14 protein-coding genes and 1 pseudogene are annotated in these 16,293 nt (G+C 43.7%); 3 read left to right on the top strand and 12 right to left on the bottom strand.

Annotated features, from left to right (window positions below; translation table 11 throughout):
- Positions 1-5 precede the first annotated feature (5 nt).
- From L5M38_RS17360 to yceD, 4 genes are read right to left on the bottom strand one after another with little or no spacing between them, the layout of a single operon-like run.
- Positions 6-965, bottom strand: a complete 960-nt coding sequence (locus L5M38_RS17360) for a beta-ketoacyl-ACP synthase III (protein ID WP_131523925.1) — start codon at positions 963-965, stop codon at positions 6-8.
- A gap of 9 nt (positions 966-974) precedes the next feature.
- Entirely contained in the window at positions 975-2,003 is a 1,029-nt protein-coding gene (plsX, locus tag L5M38_RS17355; protein WP_028760370.1) for a phosphate acyltransferase PlsX, read from the bottom strand.
- Positions 2,004-2,018: 15 nt separating this feature from the next.
- On the bottom strand, positions 2,019-2,189 hold the full coding sequence (gene rpmF / locus L5M38_RS17350) for a 50S ribosomal protein L32 (protein WP_006081226.1): 171 nt from the start codon (positions 2,187-2,189) through the stop codon (positions 2,019-2,021).
- A 16-nt stretch (positions 2,190-2,205) separates the two neighbouring features.
- Positions 2,206-2,730 carry a 23S rRNA accumulation protein YceD gene (yceD, locus tag L5M38_RS17345; protein WP_028760371.1) on the bottom strand — a complete coding sequence of 175 codons (525 nt, stop codon included), beginning with the start codon at positions 2,728-2,730 and terminating at the stop codon, positions 2,206-2,208.
- A 262-nt stretch (positions 2,731-2,992) separates the two neighbouring features.
- Here yceD and L5M38_RS17340 point away from each other — a divergent pair, with 262 nt between their 5' ends.
- Positions 2,993-3,577, top strand: coding sequence for a Maf family protein (locus L5M38_RS17340; protein ID WP_263179813.1), 585 nt, complete (start codon positions 2,993-2,995; stop codon positions 3,575-3,577).
- 194 nt (positions 3,578-3,771) lie between these two features.
- Here the strand turns inward: L5M38_RS17340 and L5M38_RS17335 are convergent, their stop codons facing one another.
- Together L5M38_RS17335 and rluC are read right to left on the bottom strand one after the other, a co-directional pair.
- Positions 3,772-4,488 (bottom strand): HAD family hydrolase, encoded by a 717-nt coding sequence (locus tag L5M38_RS17335; protein ID WP_263179812.1) that lies wholly within the window; start codon positions 4,486-4,488, stop codon positions 3,772-3,774.
- Between the two features lie 22 nt (positions 4,489-4,510).
- Complete coding sequence (gene rluC / locus L5M38_RS17330) at positions 4,511-5,470, bottom strand: 23S rRNA pseudouridine(955/2504/2580) synthase RluC (protein WP_014620693.1); 960 nt, start codon at positions 5,468-5,470, stop codon at positions 4,511-4,513.
- 542 nt (positions 5,471-6,012) lie between these two features.
- Between rluC and rne the strand changes: the two genes are divergently transcribed.
- Positions 6,013-9,453 (top strand): ribonuclease E, encoded by a 3,441-nt coding sequence (rne, locus tag L5M38_RS17325; protein ID WP_263179810.1) that lies wholly within the window; start codon positions 6,013-6,015, stop codon positions 9,451-9,453.
- 1,065 nt (positions 9,454-10,518) lie between these two features.
- On the opposite strand, the gene L5M38_RS17320 is transcribed toward rne, so the two are convergent.
- From L5M38_RS17320 to L5M38_RS17305, 4 genes are all read right to left on the bottom strand, one after another.
- Positions 10,519-10,728 carry a cold-shock protein gene (locus tag L5M38_RS17320; protein WP_011789734.1) on the bottom strand — a complete coding sequence of 70 codons (210 nt, stop codon included), beginning with the start codon at positions 10,726-10,728 and terminating at the stop codon, positions 10,519-10,521.
- A gap of 307 nt (positions 10,729-11,035) precedes the next feature.
- A complete protein-coding gene (rlmA, locus tag L5M38_RS17315) occupies positions 11,036-11,851 on the bottom strand; it encodes a 23S rRNA (guanine(745)-N(1))-methyltransferase (RefSeq protein WP_168823743.1) in 816 nt (271 codons plus the stop codon).
- Between the two features lie 41 nt (positions 11,852-11,892).
- A complete protein-coding gene (locus L5M38_RS17310) occupies positions 11,893-12,762 on the bottom strand; it encodes a hypothetical protein (RefSeq protein ID WP_263179808.1) in 870 nt (289 codons plus the stop codon).
- Between the two features lie 288 nt (positions 12,763-13,050).
- Positions 13,051-13,458, bottom strand: a complete 408-nt coding sequence (locus L5M38_RS17305) for a DUF1398 domain-containing protein (RefSeq protein WP_263166812.1) — start codon at positions 13,456-13,458, stop codon at positions 13,051-13,053.
- A 452-nt stretch (positions 13,459-13,910) separates the two neighbouring features.
- On the opposite strand from L5M38_RS17305, the gene L5M38_RS17300 reads away from it, so the two are divergent.
- Positions 13,911-14,834, top strand: a complete 924-nt coding sequence (locus L5M38_RS17300; RefSeq protein ID WP_263166811.1) for a hypothetical protein — start codon at positions 13,911-13,913, stop codon at positions 14,832-14,834.
- A gap of 173 nt (positions 14,835-15,007) precedes the next feature.
- Here L5M38_RS17300 and L5M38_RS17295 read toward each other — a convergent pair whose 3' ends face one another.
- Complete coding sequence (locus L5M38_RS17295; RefSeq protein WP_263179805.1) at positions 15,008-16,021, bottom strand: TonB-dependent receptor; 1,014 nt, start codon at positions 16,019-16,021, stop codon at positions 15,008-15,010.
- A gap of 37 nt (positions 16,022-16,058) precedes the next feature.
- Positions 16,059-16,293 (bottom strand): annotated as a pseudogene (locus L5M38_RS17290) (IS4 family transposase); the annotation flags it as partial.

Here is a 16,293-nt window from a genome sequence, read left to right as displayed (position 1 = left end):
AGAACTTAGAAACGAATGAGCGCACTGCCCCACGCAAATCCAGCACCAAAGGCCTCAAGCAGCAGTAGTTGTCCGCGCTGAATACGGCCATCACGTACGGCTTCATCCAATGCAATGGGCACTGACGCGGCAGAAGTATTACCGTGTTTAGCTAAAGTCAATACGACTTTCTCAAGACTCATATCGAGCTTTTTAGCGGTAGCATTGATAATTCGGAAGTTGGCTTGATGTGGCACTAACCAGTCAATTTCTGACTTATCGATATTGTTAATGCGCAGCGTCTCAGTCACCACATGGGACAATTGAGTCACAGCCACTTTAAAGACATCGTTGCCTTTCATGGTCATAAAACCGACCGCTTCAGAAGTTTCGCCTTTACGTGGTGGGAAAGCGCATTTCAATAAGTCACCTTGGCGACCGTCGGCATAAATGTGGGTCGAAATGATCCCTGGTGTTTCGGATGCGCCTATCACAACCGCGCCAGCACCATCACCAAATAAAATAATCGTTGAACGATCTTCTGGCTCACATAAGCGAGACAGTACATCGGCACCAATCACTAATACTTTTTTAGCCGCGCCCGTTTTTACAAATTGATCGGCAACAGATAAAGCATAAACAAAGCCTGAACACGCCGCTGCGATATCAAAAGCTGGAATGGTATGCACGCCAAGCATGGCTTGAATTTCACAGGCCGCAGCCGGAAAAGCATTGGGAGCACTGGTGGTGCCGCAAACGATCATGTCTAAATCTGATGCTTCTATGCCAGCCATTTCTAGCGCTTTTAATGCCGCTTGGTAGCCCATAGTTGAAACGGTTTCATCGAAAGCCGCAATGCGACGTTCTGATATACCTGTACGTTCAACAATCCATTGGTCAGTGGTTTCCACCATTTTTTCCAAATCTTGATTGCTACGCACCTGCACCGGTAGATAACTACCAGTTCCGAGAATTTTTGTATGCATAAGGAGGGATCAGTTATTTATATCTAAAAGAATCGACTCCAAACGATCTTTTATCATTTCAGGGAGTCGACGTTGAGCTTCCGTTACTGCCAAACTAATTGCTTGTAAATAGGCAGTTTCATCCGCGTTTCCATGGCTTTTTACAACTATTCCGCGCAATCCTATCAGACTTGCACCGTTATAGTGGTCGGGGTTCATCTGACTAAGGACCGCCTGGATACGAGGGGCGATAAGTTTAGCCAGAAAACGAACGAATAAACCTTGGGTTAGTCCCCGTTTTAACTGATGTACTAATAACTTGGCAATACCTTCTGAGGTCTTGAGCGTGATGTTACCCACAAACCCATCACAAACAATCACATCCACATTACCGGAATAGATTTCATCCCCTTCGATAAAACCTGTGTAATTGATTTGTTCTGTGTGTTGCAGCAACTGCGCAGCTTGCTGAACTTGGTCATTACCTTTAATTTCTTCAACGCCCACATTGAGCAAGGCGACTTTTGGCCGAGATTTCTTATCTACCGCTTCGCACAGGACTGAGCCCATCACGGCAAATTGAAATAAGGTTTCCGAGTCACAGGAAATATTCGCACCCAAATCCAACAAATAAACTGGTTTTTGAGTCACCGCAGGTAAACAACTGACTAATGCAGGTCGATCAACACCAGGCAAGGTCTTCAGCAATACTTTCGCCATTGCCATCAGCGCCCCTGTGTTACCGGCACTTACACACGCTTGAGCGCGGTCGTCACGCACTAACTCAATAGCCAATCGCATGGAACTGTTTTTACGTGTACGCAAGGCATGCACAGGCCTATCGGACATACTAACGACTTCATCGGTATGAATGATTTCTATGCGCGAAAGTAAACTCGCTTCGGCTTGACGTAGATAGACATCAATTTCAGTCTTGTCACCGACTAAAATGATTTTAAGAAAAGAATGTAATTGTAGTGCCCGCAAGGCTGCAGGCACCGTGACGTGGGGGCCATGATCACCACCCATTGCATCTAACGCAAGCGTCAGATTCGTCATTAGGAAACCAACAAATTACTTGTTGATTACCTTTTTACCGCGATAGAAGCCATCTGCAGTCACATTGTGACGCATATGGATTTCACCGCTGGTAGCGTCTACAGACAGCTGAGCAGTGCTCAGTGCGTCATGTGAACGGCGCATTCCGCGCTTTGAACGTGATTTTTTGTTCTGTTGTACAGCCATTGGCCTGTCTCCTCGATTACTTGCTCTTCAGTTTTTCTAACACTGCAAACGGATTTGGACGCTCCTCTTGAGCGGGTTCTATCTCGCCTACAACCATGTCTTTAGATCCCGCACTGCAATCAATTTCTTGATGCATTGGGATTATCGGCATAGCGACTATCAATTCATCTTCGATCAATTGATGTAGACGCACTTCGCCAATTTCATTGCACTCAATTGGGTCATACGCATCCGGGAGCTCATCGATTTCTGCTTTAGTCCGACATGGACCAAAACAAAACTCGACCGTAACCTCAGTGGTAAATAGTGTCATGCAACGTTGACATATCAGAGTGAGCTCCGTCACAGCCTTCCCTTTCAGGTAGACTATCCCCTGTAAATCTACGCCACATTCAAGCGACACTGCCACATCGGAACAGTCGCCGGCACATAACTCAGTTAATCTTTTCAGTTGCACACCAGGAACAACGCCCTGATAAACTAGGCGACTCGAGGCGGCGCGAAATGGATCAATTGAAACCGGTATCTTTACTGTTTGCATAAGGCGCGCATATTATAGTTTGAAAACGCTAGAGTCAAAGAAAAAATGCTAACTTAAGTCCCAGTTTGCGACTTAAGCCTTTCCCCTGCCCCAACATTGAAATTGACGGATGCGAAATAGTACCCAAGCATGGGGCCGCATACAAGCGCAAGCCGCCTAAAATAGTCGCATTCATTGAAAAGAAACCGTAAAAGACGAAACTCTTGCACTCTCTCGCATTGATTGGTCACAATATGAGTCACTCTTTTGCGGATATCTCATTATGCCAACCCCATTAATCTTAGCTTCGACGTCTGTATATCGACAATCTTTACTGCAAAAACTCGGGTTACCCTTCGAATGCTGCAATCCTAATATTGACGAAACGGCGTATCTCGAAGAATCGGCCCATACTTTAGTGCTGCGATTAGCCAAAGCAAAGGCCGTCGCGGGAGCAGAACAATTCCCCGATGGTCTGATTATTGGTTCCGATCAAGTTGCCGTCATTGATGACAAGATTATCGGTAAACCCCATCATTTTAATAATGCCGTCGCGCAGCTCACTCAAGCCTCAGGCAAGGCCATCACCTTTTATACTGGTCTTGCACTCTATAATGCCAAAACTGGCGCTATGGCCGCTGAGGTTGAACCCTTTACGGTTCATTTCAGGCATCTTAGCCATGCGCAGATTGTCGCCTACATAGAAAAAGAAGAGCCCTACTACTGCGCGGGCAGTTTTAAGAGTGAAGGCTTAGGCATAGCGTTATTTACCGAGCTTGAAGGTCGCGATCCGAATACCTTAGTTGGCTTACCACTGATATTACTGACAGAAATGCTGTTGGCCCAAGGTGTAGACGTTCTCGCTTAACCGGCTTACACGTTAGCTTATTCGTTTACTGAGGTTTTGCTCAGCGTGCTCTGTTTATTAAATCGATTAAGCGCCCCAAAAATGCCGAGCAGCAGATTCGTTTCATTGACGGAAAGATGGGACGTAAATAAAGGTAACCAGCAAGTACTCATGCGTAGCGGCATGTATTGCCGCTTCAGCATTAAATAGCAGTGCTAGAGGTATTGCAGCAATTGCGCAGGAGAGTCAATCAAAGCGATAGGTCCTGCTTGCAGTAACTTGTCGGCACAGTGGGCGCCATAGGTCACGCCAATACTATCAATTCCAGCATTGGCCGCCATGGTCAAATCCAGCAGAGAATCCCCCACCATTAGGGCTCGGTTCGGGGCAATATTCAATTCTTTCAGCAAACTTGAGATCATTTCAGGATGGGGTTTGCTATGCACTTCATCGGCGCAGCGTGATGCAACAAAGTATCGACCTAAGCCCGTTTGCGCAAAAACGCGATCAAGTCCCGCACGGGCCTTACCGGTTGCAACGGCTAATTGATAACCTTGAGTATGTAACTCATCGATTAACACTGGTGCTTGTGCAAAGAGTGGCGTTGGCGTGGTGTCTAAATGCAAATATTGCGCTTTAAACTCGGCGCGCATCTGCTGATATGGATCATCTTCGCCTTGGCTAAATGCATTTTTAGGATGTAGAGGCTGACAATAGGTAGAGGAAGCGCTGGGATTGAGCCCCTGAGGAAACAGGACTCGCAGCGCTTCTGTCATAGAAAGACCGATGATATCGCGAATATCGCTTTCGGTTGGGATAGGTAACCGCAATGCCTTAGCCATATTTTCAATACAGGTGATAATTTTACCGATGGAGTCCATCAGAGTGCCATCCCAATCGAAAATCACTAAATCGTATTGCTTTGTCTTCATCCGTGAAACCAATCCCCGTCGATTACACACGCTTTAACTTATCCAATAACTGCGACAAGTTTTCATCTAAAGGCGCAGAGACCCGCATCACTTCATCATTTTCAGGATGAATGAACATCAACTCAGCCGCATGTAAAAAGAGTCGAGTTAAGCCTAATGACCGCATGCTGTCGTCAAACCCTTGCTCACTGTATTTATCATCACAGGCGATAGGATGACCCGCAAATTGGCAATGCACCCGAATTTGGTGAGTACGTCCAGTGACAGGGCTTGCCTTCACTAAAGTACAACCTTGGTAACGCTGCATAATTTTAAAGCGCGTTTCTGAAGGTTTACCCTCAGCATTAACACGCACAATGCGCTCACCCGATTTAAGGGTGATTTTCAATAAAGGCTGTTTAACGGCTTTATCTTGAGCAGACCATTCCCCTTTAACTAAGGCCAAATAGTCTTTCTGCATCTTTTTATACCGAAGCTGATCATGCAGATGTTTAAGCGCGCTACGCTTTTTAGCCACCAACAACACACCAGAAGTATCTTTATCGAGACGATGTACTAGCTCTAAAAACTTTTGTTGAGGACGCAGTGAACGCAATGCTTCAATCACACCGTAATCGACTCCACTACCACCATGCACAGCAATGCCAGCAGGTTTATTCAGCACGATCAAATGATTGTCTTCGTGCAAAATACGGTCTTCGAGTTGCGAGACTTTGCTTAAGTTAGGCGATGGTGCGGTACGGTTATCAGGCTCTGCCACGCGGACAGGCGGAATACGCACTATGTCGCCAATCTGCAACTTGTACTCGGGTTTAATGCGTTTCTTATTCACTCGAACCTCGCCCTTGCGGACAATGCGATAGATCATGCTTTTCGGCACGCCCTTCAGCTTGGTCATTAAGTAGTTATCGATACGCTGTTCGAAGTGATCTTCATCAATCGTGATCAACTGAACCTGTTGTGGGGTGGATTCTATATTCATGATGCGCCATCTAATTATAACGGCCGCCATTGTACAACAACTGAGAAGAATTGTGCCTTTCCATTGCTGAATTTTTTGATTATTGCTATATTTCACCAGCGATTAGGGATAAGCCGTGAATAAAGTGTTCACAACGCCCCGATCCCAAGCGGAAAATTTAACGGATAAAAAAACATTTTCTTGATAGCAAGTCATTGATTTGCGAATCGTATAATAAGTAAAAATACCATAAATGCGTTTTTTACGATTAAATCGAGAAAGTCGCCTTACTTTAATAAGGTTTACCCTAGGTTTTCCTCCCCGATTTCGAAGGATATTTTAACTTGTCGTCAGACAAACCGATTCGACTTGGGCATTACCGGAAAGAAACTAAAGAATTTATGGGGTTGGTTGATGTTTTACAACGAATTCCTTGTTTTTGTAATCATTAAAAAATAAGCCATAAATAGGATGCGACACGCAGCGACTGCGTCTAACAGCAATGCGCACCTCTTGCCTAGCCACCAGCCGTGAGGCTCAGTTGATCTACTGCTAGGCCCGTAATGCAGCGAAGCGCGATGTTTGATGACCTCTATTTAAAGAAGAATGACGTCATCATGAAACGTATGTTAATCAATGCAACTCAATCAGAAGAGTTGCGTGTTGCCCTTGTTGATGGGCAACAACTGTATGATCTAGACATTGAAAGCCCAGGTCATGAGCAAAAAAAATCAAACATTTACAAAGGTAAAATTACCCGCGTAGAACCGTCTTTAGAAGCCGCTTTCGTCGACTACGGTGCCGATCGTCACGGCTTTTTACCACTGAAAGAAATCGCTAGAGAATATTTCCCGAAGGGATATTCGTTCCAAGGTCGCCCAAACATCAAAGAAGTGGTCAGTGAAGGACAGGAAGTTATTGTCCAAATTGACAAAGAAGAACGCGGCAATAAAGGTGCAGCCTTAACGACCTTCATCAGCCTTGCAGGCTCTTACTTAGTATTAATGCCAAACAACCCACGTGCTGGCGGGATTTCTCGTCGTATCGAAGGTGATGAACGCACTGAGCTAAAAGAAGCGATGGCTGACTTAGAAGTGCCTGCGGGCATGGGTCTTATCGTGCGTACTGCGGGTGTAGGCAAAGAATCTGCCGAGTTAAAGTGGGACTTAAAAGTTCTACAACACCACTGGGCGGCGATCACCGAAGCTTCACAAGTTAAAGGCGCACCTTTCTTAATTCACCAAGAAAGCAATGTGATAGTTCGCGCTATTCGTGACTATTTACGCCGTGACGTGGGCGAAATCCTCATCGATCATCCACGTATTTTTGAAGAAGCGAAGCAACATATCGCCTTAGTTCGCCCTGATTTCGTTGAGCGCGTAAAACTGTACGAAGCTGAAGTGCCATTATTCACTCACTTCCAAATCGAATCACAAATTGAATCCGCCTTCCAACGCGAAGTGCGTCTGCCATCTGGCGGTTCAATTGTTATCGACCCAACTGAAGCATTAACCTCAATCGATATCAACTCTGCCCGTGCCACTAAAGGCGGCGATATTGAAGAAACAGCACTGAACACTAACCTCGAAGCCGCCGATGAAATTGCCCGCCAATTGCGCCTCCGCGACTTAGGTGGCTTAGTGGTTATCGACTTTATTGATATGACGCCTGTGCGCCATCAGCGTGAAGTTGAAAACCGCTTACGTGATGCTGTTCACCACGACCGCGCCCGTGTGCAATTAGGTCGCATTTCTCGTTTCGGTTTGATGGAAATGTCGCGTCAACGTCTGCGCCCCTCTTTAGAAGAATCTGCAGCGCATATATGCCCTCGCTGTCATGGCCAAGGCACGATTCGCAGTACCGAGTCTTTAGCACTGTCAATTTTACGTTTGATGGAAGAAGAAGCCATCAAAGAAAACACCTCACAAATCGAAGCGATTGTGCCTGTGGATGTTGCAGCTTTCTTGTTAAACGAGAAACGCAAAGCCATTCGCATCACAGAACAGCGTCACGATGTCGAAGTGTATGTGATACCTGACGCACACATGATGACGCCTGATTACCGCGTGATCCGTCACCGTAGTGATGATGAAATCAGTGAATCAAGCTATAAGCGTATAGAGCATCCTGAAGCCAAATTGTATGAGCCACGCAAACTGGAACGTACTGCGGCGCCTATTCCGGCATTAAAAGGTTTTGCTGCGCCACAGAAAGTAGAACAAGCCCCATCACCAACGGTGAAAGTTGAAGCGCCACAACCAGGCTTCTTCAGCAAGCTTGTGAGTACAATCAGTGCCATGTTTGCGCCAAGTGAAAAAGCTGAACCCGTAAAAGTTGTTGAAACTAAAGCAACTGATACCAGTGCGGCTAACGCAAATCGCCGTAACCGTCGTAATGACACTCGCCGCCCACGCAATGCCCAAGATGCCGACAAAGCAAAAGAAGGCACTCGTGAGCCGCGTAGCCGCAATCCAAAAAAACCGACTGATGCAGTAGTCAGCACACAAGAACGTCCAGTACGCGAAAAAGAAGAAGCGGCTAAACGTCCAGCTAAAGCTGAACCGAAGCCACGCGTACAAGCGCCAAAAGATGTTGTTGCCGACATTGAAGCAGATGATGCCCCTAAGCAAGAAGTCGCCCGTGAGCGTCGTCAGCGCCGTAACATGCGTCGTAAGGTGCGTATCGATAATGGCCATAATACGCCAGATAATGCGATCCCAATTGCACCTGAAGATGCCGCAGAAGTGTTAGCGGAAATTGCAGCCCTTAACGCCGCAGCGGCAAGTACTATCAGTGTTAATGCCAAAGCTGAAGTCATTGCCCAAACGCCAGCAGAAACTAAAGCGCCAAGAACACGTCGCCAGCCTCGTAAAGAAGCCGCACCCGCTCAAGAAGCGCAAGAAAATATTGTGCTAGAAGAGACAACTGTAATTTCTACTGTAGTAGAAACACCTGCGGTTGATGCTGTTAACACAGCTGAAAACACCTTAGTTGACACAGCAGCTCATACTGTAGCAGCGGATGCAGTATCGCAAGATAGCGAAGTTGATTCAGACAACGAAAATGCTAATGCTGATGATCAATCAAAACGCGAGCAAAGAGATGGTCAACGTCGTAGCCGTCGTAGCCCTCGTCACCTTCGTGCAGCGGGTCAACGTCGTCGTCGCGACGAAGATGACCAAGGGACATCAACCCCAGCGCAATTCGTTCCTAATGACGAATTAGGTGCTGACCAAGAGTACCCAAGCGAAATCGTCAGTGTTCGAGTGGAAACTCCTGTTGTTGCAACTCAAACAACAGCGGTAACTGAACCGGCCGTTAAAACTGCTGACGTCGAAATAGCTGAAACAAGTTCAACTCCAACTGTTAAAGCTCCTGCTGTTGTTAAAGTAGAAGCAAAAGTTGAGCCTCAGCCTCAAGCAAATGACGTTGCAGCAGTTGAAACTCAGCAAGTTGAAACTAAACCTGTTGTGACTAAAACCACTGAAACGAAAGTGGAAGAGCCAAAGACTGCTGACGCAAAAGTTGACCTTGCGTCAATCGTTGAAACTCAGGTGACCAGCGTTACTGCTGAAGCCGTAGTCGTTGCAGTCCCATCAGTTGAAAGCTCAGTGACTAAATCAGTAGCAGTACCCAAAGCTGAAGCAGCTAAAACCGAAACACTTGTCGAGCCAAGTGTTGCACCGAGCGCTGAAGTAAAAGAAGCCGTGAAAGCAACAGCCTCTGCGCCAATGGCCAGACCGGCAGCTATCGCTAAGCCTCAAGCCACAATACAAACGGCTCCAACAACACCGCAAATCACGGATGCAGTTGTTGTCAGCAAGCCGAAAGCCGCCAGCCGCTTTGGCTCTATGGTGTCTTCGGATATGACCAAGCCTGTCGTTGAAGTGAGAGAACAAGTGGCAGTCCCTAAAGGACGAGAGTATGAGAATACTGCGAACGAAGAGTCTACTGCCAAAATCAAACTCGCTAATGGTGCAGAGTCTGATATGGCACGTCCATAATCACTTAAGCTAAACCAGAAAAGCCATGCAATTGCATGGCTTTTCTATTTACACTGTAATACTCCACAATATTTAAATTTAGCTCAATCCATTTTTCGGCTTAATCGTAGCCCCCCTTGAATAACATAACCCATCAAAAGATCCTCAGTATATAGTTATCAACTTTAAATATTCTTGTGTTGTCACTAACGTCACATTAGAAGCAATAAACATGCTAACAAAATATCAGGCCAATACCCGCCAGTAGAAAGGGCTCTTAATCCATTTACTGCTAACTGTAGACCCCTCCTTTATAAGTTAGGAAAACTAGTCAAGGGAGAGCATTATTCCGCTATAAAGTAGCCGATAATTAAGTTGGATTAGCAGCCTAAAGCTTCTGTCGGAAATACTTAAATGTACGAAATGCAAGGCATCTCAATAGCAATATTCATTTTTTGGTCGGATCCAAACTACATCATAAATAAGCTAGTGTTCTTTAATATCAAGCACTAAATGCTTTGCCAGCCTCAACTCTTTACTACAAGGCTTTCAGCCTTATATATGTAGAATAACTAAGTGCAAGAAATGTAAATGCACCAATCATATTCGGCAATATCTGAAGTCACTGATTTACAACAAATGAATGATTAGACACATTCGCGTTCGACATTGAATATAAGATTACGCAAAAAATAAACTCGATAAGAGTAAGCGTTAAGCGTTAAGCGTTAAGCGTTAAGCGTTAAGCGTTAAGCGTTAAGCGTTAAGCGTTAAGCGTTAAGCGTTAAGCGTTAACATATAATGGAATTGAATGTTACAGGGGTAAAAATAAGGAGAGTGTATCAAATGGTTTTATTGAAAATCTTGGAGATATCAGAATTGGGTTCTAACAGAGAAAGATTAGAGGATTAACTTCAGATTTAAGCATTAAATTAATGCGACATGTTAAGTGGATCTCGTCGCTTTACTGGATTCAACAATCTAAACTAAATGAAATTTCATCTTTCGCACAAATAAAAAGAGCCACGGAATTAACCATAGCCCTTTAATCCATTGCTATCAGCTCTAGGCTAACAGCACTGAAAATTAACCAATGATAGTTACGTTTTCAGCTTGTGGACCTTTTTGACCCTGAGTCACAGTGAAAGACACTTTTTGGCCTTCATCAAGAGTTTTGAAACCGTCAGAGTTGATCGCACGGAAGTGTACGAATACATCTGGACCAGATTCTTGCTCAATGAATCCGAAACCTTTGTCAGAGTTGAACCACTTAACAACACCAGTAACTTGAGACATAATATAAATCCTGTAAATAAAAAATTAAAGCCTTAACGGCGGGTGGAGCTGGAAAATGCCGGTATTACTTATGTTTACAGGACGAACTGGTCGTATTGAACACATAAATATAAGCCCAACCTTCAAGCTGATAAGACTATAAACCATTCTAAAGATAAGTCAACACACTGCGACACTTTGGATTATTTATTTTGCCTAAATCTACTTTACGGTTTTGCAACCGGCTAGCAGAACACTAGGTTCATGCTGTTTAGCAGGCACAGTTAAGCATTTTAAATAACTTATTTCAATAGCTTAATCTTATCGCTTACTTTGAAATCCGATGCACTTCAATTTGGAAATCCAATTCACAGTTCAATCCTTGCAACGCAAATGCTTGCTTTTGGGCATGAGTAAACTTCCAAGCATAGGGCGTCATTTCTAAAAAATGAGCAATATGTTCACTGTTTGCCAGTTCTAACTGGGAGATTAAGCGCTCCTGATGAAGACACTCAAATCCAGCAATATGCGCTGTGGAAACGGGATGTAATCTTGGCTCAGCATAAATTTGTTGTTTCAACGCAAAATGGTGTAAAGGTCCCGGAGAAACCGTTATCAGTAAGCCTCCATCAGCCATAATCCGTTGTAACTCTTCTACTTTTGAAGGGGCATAAATACGAATGGCAAGATCGACACTTTGGGATGCGATTGGCATTTCATAGGCACTTGCGACACAAAATTGCAAATTAGGGTAACGTTTAGCTGCATATTTAATTGCAGACTTAGAAATATCTATACCTTGTAAATTGCAATCATGGTGCTGGCTCAACACATGGAATAAACGTTGACTGTAGTATCCTTCCCCACAGCCTATATCGAGGATTTGTTTTGCTTCGGCACCAAACTCAAGTGCGAGCTCATTCACTCTATCACTCAAACCTTGATAGTAACCCGCGTTTAAAAATTCACGCCGAGCAAACATCATCTGTTTATTATCACCAGGATCTTTTGAGTTTTTCTTCTGTACAGGTAATAAGTTGACATAGCCTTCTTTGGCCATATCAAACTTATGTTGCTGTGAACAACCCCAAGTTCGCTCCGTTAACGTCAGTGGGGCGGCACACAGGGGACATAAATAATGCATAATGGACTCTTATCATTTAGCTAAATTTGGGTAAAAAAAGTTTACGTTTCGTCTTCCATCAATCGGTCTACCATCAGGATCAATTCCGGTGAAGCGAGTAATTCATAACACTCTAATTTTCTTAATAGCTTATCAGTGTTATCGACATCATTAGCAGCGCGGCTGTAGTTTGGTCGCTCAAACATATGGGTATAGGTTCTAAATAACCATTGTTGTTTTTGCAGTAGCAAGGGATCGATCCTTAATACTTCATCAGCAAGGCTGGCATGACATTGACCAAGCTCCCCACGCATAAACGCCTGCAATTCTAATCTAACCTGCTCGATTTCAGTCATGTAAATTGCAAGAGATTCAGATGATGCGGCATAGTCGTAGTGCCTTGCTAACAGTGCTTTAGCAACCATTAACGCTTTGGGCTCATGCAAAACCCGCAAATCCGCTTCTAAGGGTACTAACTCAAACTTTGAATTGGCTTGTAAGGCAAAAGTTAAGTAACTATCTGCACCTATTAAGTCATTATCTGCACCTATTAAGTCATTATCTGCACCTAAATGACGAGTCGTATCTAAGGTAAAAGATACACCTCGCCTCAATTCAGCCGCACAAAATTTCGCAGCAGTTCCCATCCGTGTATAAAGCCTAAAACCTTGCCCAAGGCTGCGGGTTATTGGTGTATTGAAAGCCTGAGGGCTTTGCGGTAACGATTCGACCTTAAGACCCATAAACGGCTGGAAGCGGATGACTATATTTTGCTGAATTCCGGCTTCAGCTATGACGATAATCTCTAGTAAAGGAGCATTGATCGCCTGCGACACAATAAAATCACTCACATCGTCGGGTAGCCGTAATGTGAGTATTGATGCCTTTGCAACATCAAGCACCATAGGTTCATTTAGAAATTGATGGTACATAAGACATTATTCTCCTATTTAACCGCAATTGTACCGTCCAATACCAATTAAAATCACCCCGTAAACCATTACCATCGCAAGATATGACTTAATCTTCATGATGCCGTAAATCGGCATTCGAGAAATAGTAGTGACATTGCGTGGTAGCATATTTATGCCTCCAGTGATCTATAACGTTAAGCACAGGAAGATGTAAGTGACGTATACAATGAACTTCACGTAACCATTCACCCAATGTAAAACTCACGATGCACCCTGCCCAGAAAGTGGCGAGCCTAGTCAGCATTGTTAGACATCGCTCGGCTTAGCGCCAGAAAACCATTCGGTATGCTGGTCACCTTGACGGCCAAAATAGGTTACACGTTTACCTCGCAAAAACACGAAATAACCTTGAACTCCTGCATTCATAGCGCGCTGGCAGAAAAGCCGAAATCTTTGCCCATGCTGCTGACTATCCAAGATGGCGGCTCTGAGTTCAATCACATTAAAATTGTCAGCAATTAATGGAAGTCCCTCAAATGATAAAGGTGATTGCACTGTAGAACCTGCTGCGCTATAGAAAGTAAATAACTTCAAGGCATAGTCTACATAGTAATACTCGACACCTTCAGCAATAAGATTGCCGACAATTTGAGGAAATGGTATTAATCCAGACAAGGTTGCTTGTGCAGATTCTAAAATTTTATCCGAGTTCATTGATGTCCTCTCTGGGTCTTGAGTGGTCAATTTATATGTTCAACATCAGCAGTAGAGCCAAAGTGATAGCACTGTAAAAACGTGGAGCATGCGCCGGCGCTGGTTAAACGCTCAAAGCACGTTCTCATAAATGATTAACGCAATAAACACGACCTTCAAACTTCCCCCAAAATCGTTGCCAGACTACAAACACGTTTATGCATATATAACGTAAAGCCATATTAAAAACACTATGGCTAAACAACATAAGGACTTTAAAATATTCTGCGAGCCACTCGCACCCAGTGCCAACACCGTTGGGCTGTCTAAATTGATTTACAACTCACATAAACCCAAACTAAAAAAATATATCATTTACGCTTATCATCTGTTTCTTTATCCCGCAAGCCATCTAGGCTACTGCTAAAATAAGCACACCGAATCAATTTCAACCTCTAGCAATGAGTTTATTGATGGATAATTTACAGCGACTGGGCATTATTTTTTGTATTCTTTCCCAGTGGGTCTTGGCAAACATACCCGTCACTTCTGCTAATGATCAATTCATTATCAATCAGTCAGAATCCAAGCTTGATCACAGATATCAGTATACTTATGACCTTTTACAATTAGTTATTGATGTAACCAAAGCCGATTTTGGTGAAGCATCACTACAAGTCTCAGATCTAATAATGAGTCGAAATCGTATCTTCAGAGCATTACAAGAGGGTGAAACCATCAATGTTATTGCAGAAGCCTCTAACCTACAGTGGAATAAACAGCTTATTCCAATAAAAATTCCCATTAGAAAAGGCATTCAAGGATTTAGAATTTTTATTATTAAAAAGGAAAATGTACCTAGGTTAGCTCAAATCACCTCTCTAGCGCAGTTAACTGCTCTTGATACTGGTTCAGGTAGCCAATGGTCAACTAAAGTTGCCATGCAACAAGCAGGATTTAAGATTATAGAAAGCAATCAATATGACAGTTTATTTAATATGTTATCAAAAGGACGGTTTATAACATTTGGCCGCGGAGTGAATGAAGTCTTTCAAGAGGTTAAGCAGTTTAATCAACAATATCCAGATCTCGTTGTTGATGAAAGCATCATGCTACATATTCCGCTAGCGACATATTATTATGTTTCACCTAACAAACCTTGCTTAGCTCAGCGAATACAAATTGGCCTCCAGAGAATTATCGATAATGGTCAATTTGACCAGTTATTTTATCAACGCCATTGCGATTTTTTGATAAAAAGTAAATTGAATCAACGATTAGTTTTTAAAATTGACAATCCTTTTATATCTGAATCAGAAATGACTTCCATTGTCGGTAAAGATTTCTTACTCAATCCAATGGATGACTTTTCCATATTATGTAAGAAATATCATTGAATAGGCTTCATCAGATAAACGCTTTGGGTCCGTCATGACTTAAAAACATCTCTCGGAAAATGGGATAAAAAACAGCAAGTCGCGGCTTGAATTGAAGGAGGTTAGATTTTTGGCCTTGGGTATCAAGAAATCAAATGAAAACCTTCAAGGCCATTAGCCTTGAAGGAAACTTTTTAGAATTGCACTCTGACACCAATAGCCGCTGAGCGACCTGGCATAGGAGATAAATGCCTTAGGAAACTGTTATGTGGGCGCGCATCTACATCGGTAAGATTATCTAAGCTTAGGTAGAATTGAGTCGGCACTTTCGAAATGACTTGATCTAAAGTGATATTGGCTCCGAGCAAAGCATAAGATTCAGAGGGCCTCTCAAATCTGCTAACGTCACCTTGTGAATGATAGCGAACATAATCGATGGACACAGTAAGCGCATCATACTGCCAATTTAGTACAGTGCCTGTTTTGGATTGTGGTGTTCGAGGCATTGAAGTGCCTTCTAACCTGCGGCGAAAGTATTCGTCCCGCTCACCAGCGAGAGGTGGACGAGTACTAAAGATGTCGTAACTACCATCGTATTGATATCTAGGAGTATTTCTCACTCTGTCAGTAAATGTGCTAAGCTCAAAAACTCCCCACCTTTGCCACGGGAAGGTATAGATAGCTTGTACCTCTAACCCTTGATTGTTTGTATCTGCTTGGCGCCATTCACGAACATAAGTACCATTACGCTCAAGGCCTGTACTACCAAGATAAATAAAATCATTGAATTGATTTTGATACCAACTTGCCATTAGCTGTAAATCGGCGATTTTCGCGGTGGTATTTATTTCAAAGGAGTGATTAATTTCCTTTTTAAGATTTGAGCTGCCCTGTTCTTCAATTAACAGAGCATAGTGTGGGTTACTGGCGTAAAGCTCACTCATTTCAGGAGCACGCTCGGCATGAACGTAATTGACTCGTGTTGACCAATTTTGCAATATGTCCCATTGCAGTGATCCTGAGTAGCTTTGGAGATAAAAATTTCTATCTTTAACATTCGCTCCTGAGCCTCGACCTACCTTGTAACCCTCTGCGTTTACTTGGTACTTAATCGCATCATAACGACCTCCAAACTCAAAAGTAACCGGACCAAAGTGCAGGGTTTGTAGCGTATAGGCTGCATAGTTTTGACTATCGACATCAGGCATGTAATTGTCATAGCCCTCCCCTTTATCTGTCTCTTGATCACATCTTTTGCTCAAGAGACAAGGCTAGCTGGTAACCTTCAAGGATGGTTTGCAGTTTAAACCATCCTTGCCATAACCTTTCCCAGCCTACAATTCCGCTTCGTTTGCTGTCATTCCAGCCCGCGAGTTTTCCTAATCTTAGATAAGCCCAATGCACACTGGGGACTTGTTCGGGCGGTTGGCTTTTTTCCGTCTTTAGCCATAACAACTTCCAGGCCAATGGGCTTAACAGG

This window comes from Shewanella sp. SM101 (assembly GCF_025654465.1).
In the GTDB taxonomy this organism is placed as follows: domain Bacteria; phylum Pseudomonadota; class Gammaproteobacteria; order Enterobacterales; family Shewanellaceae; genus Shewanella; species Shewanella oncorhynchi.
This window is presented reverse-complemented; position numbering and strand designations above follow the sequence as displayed.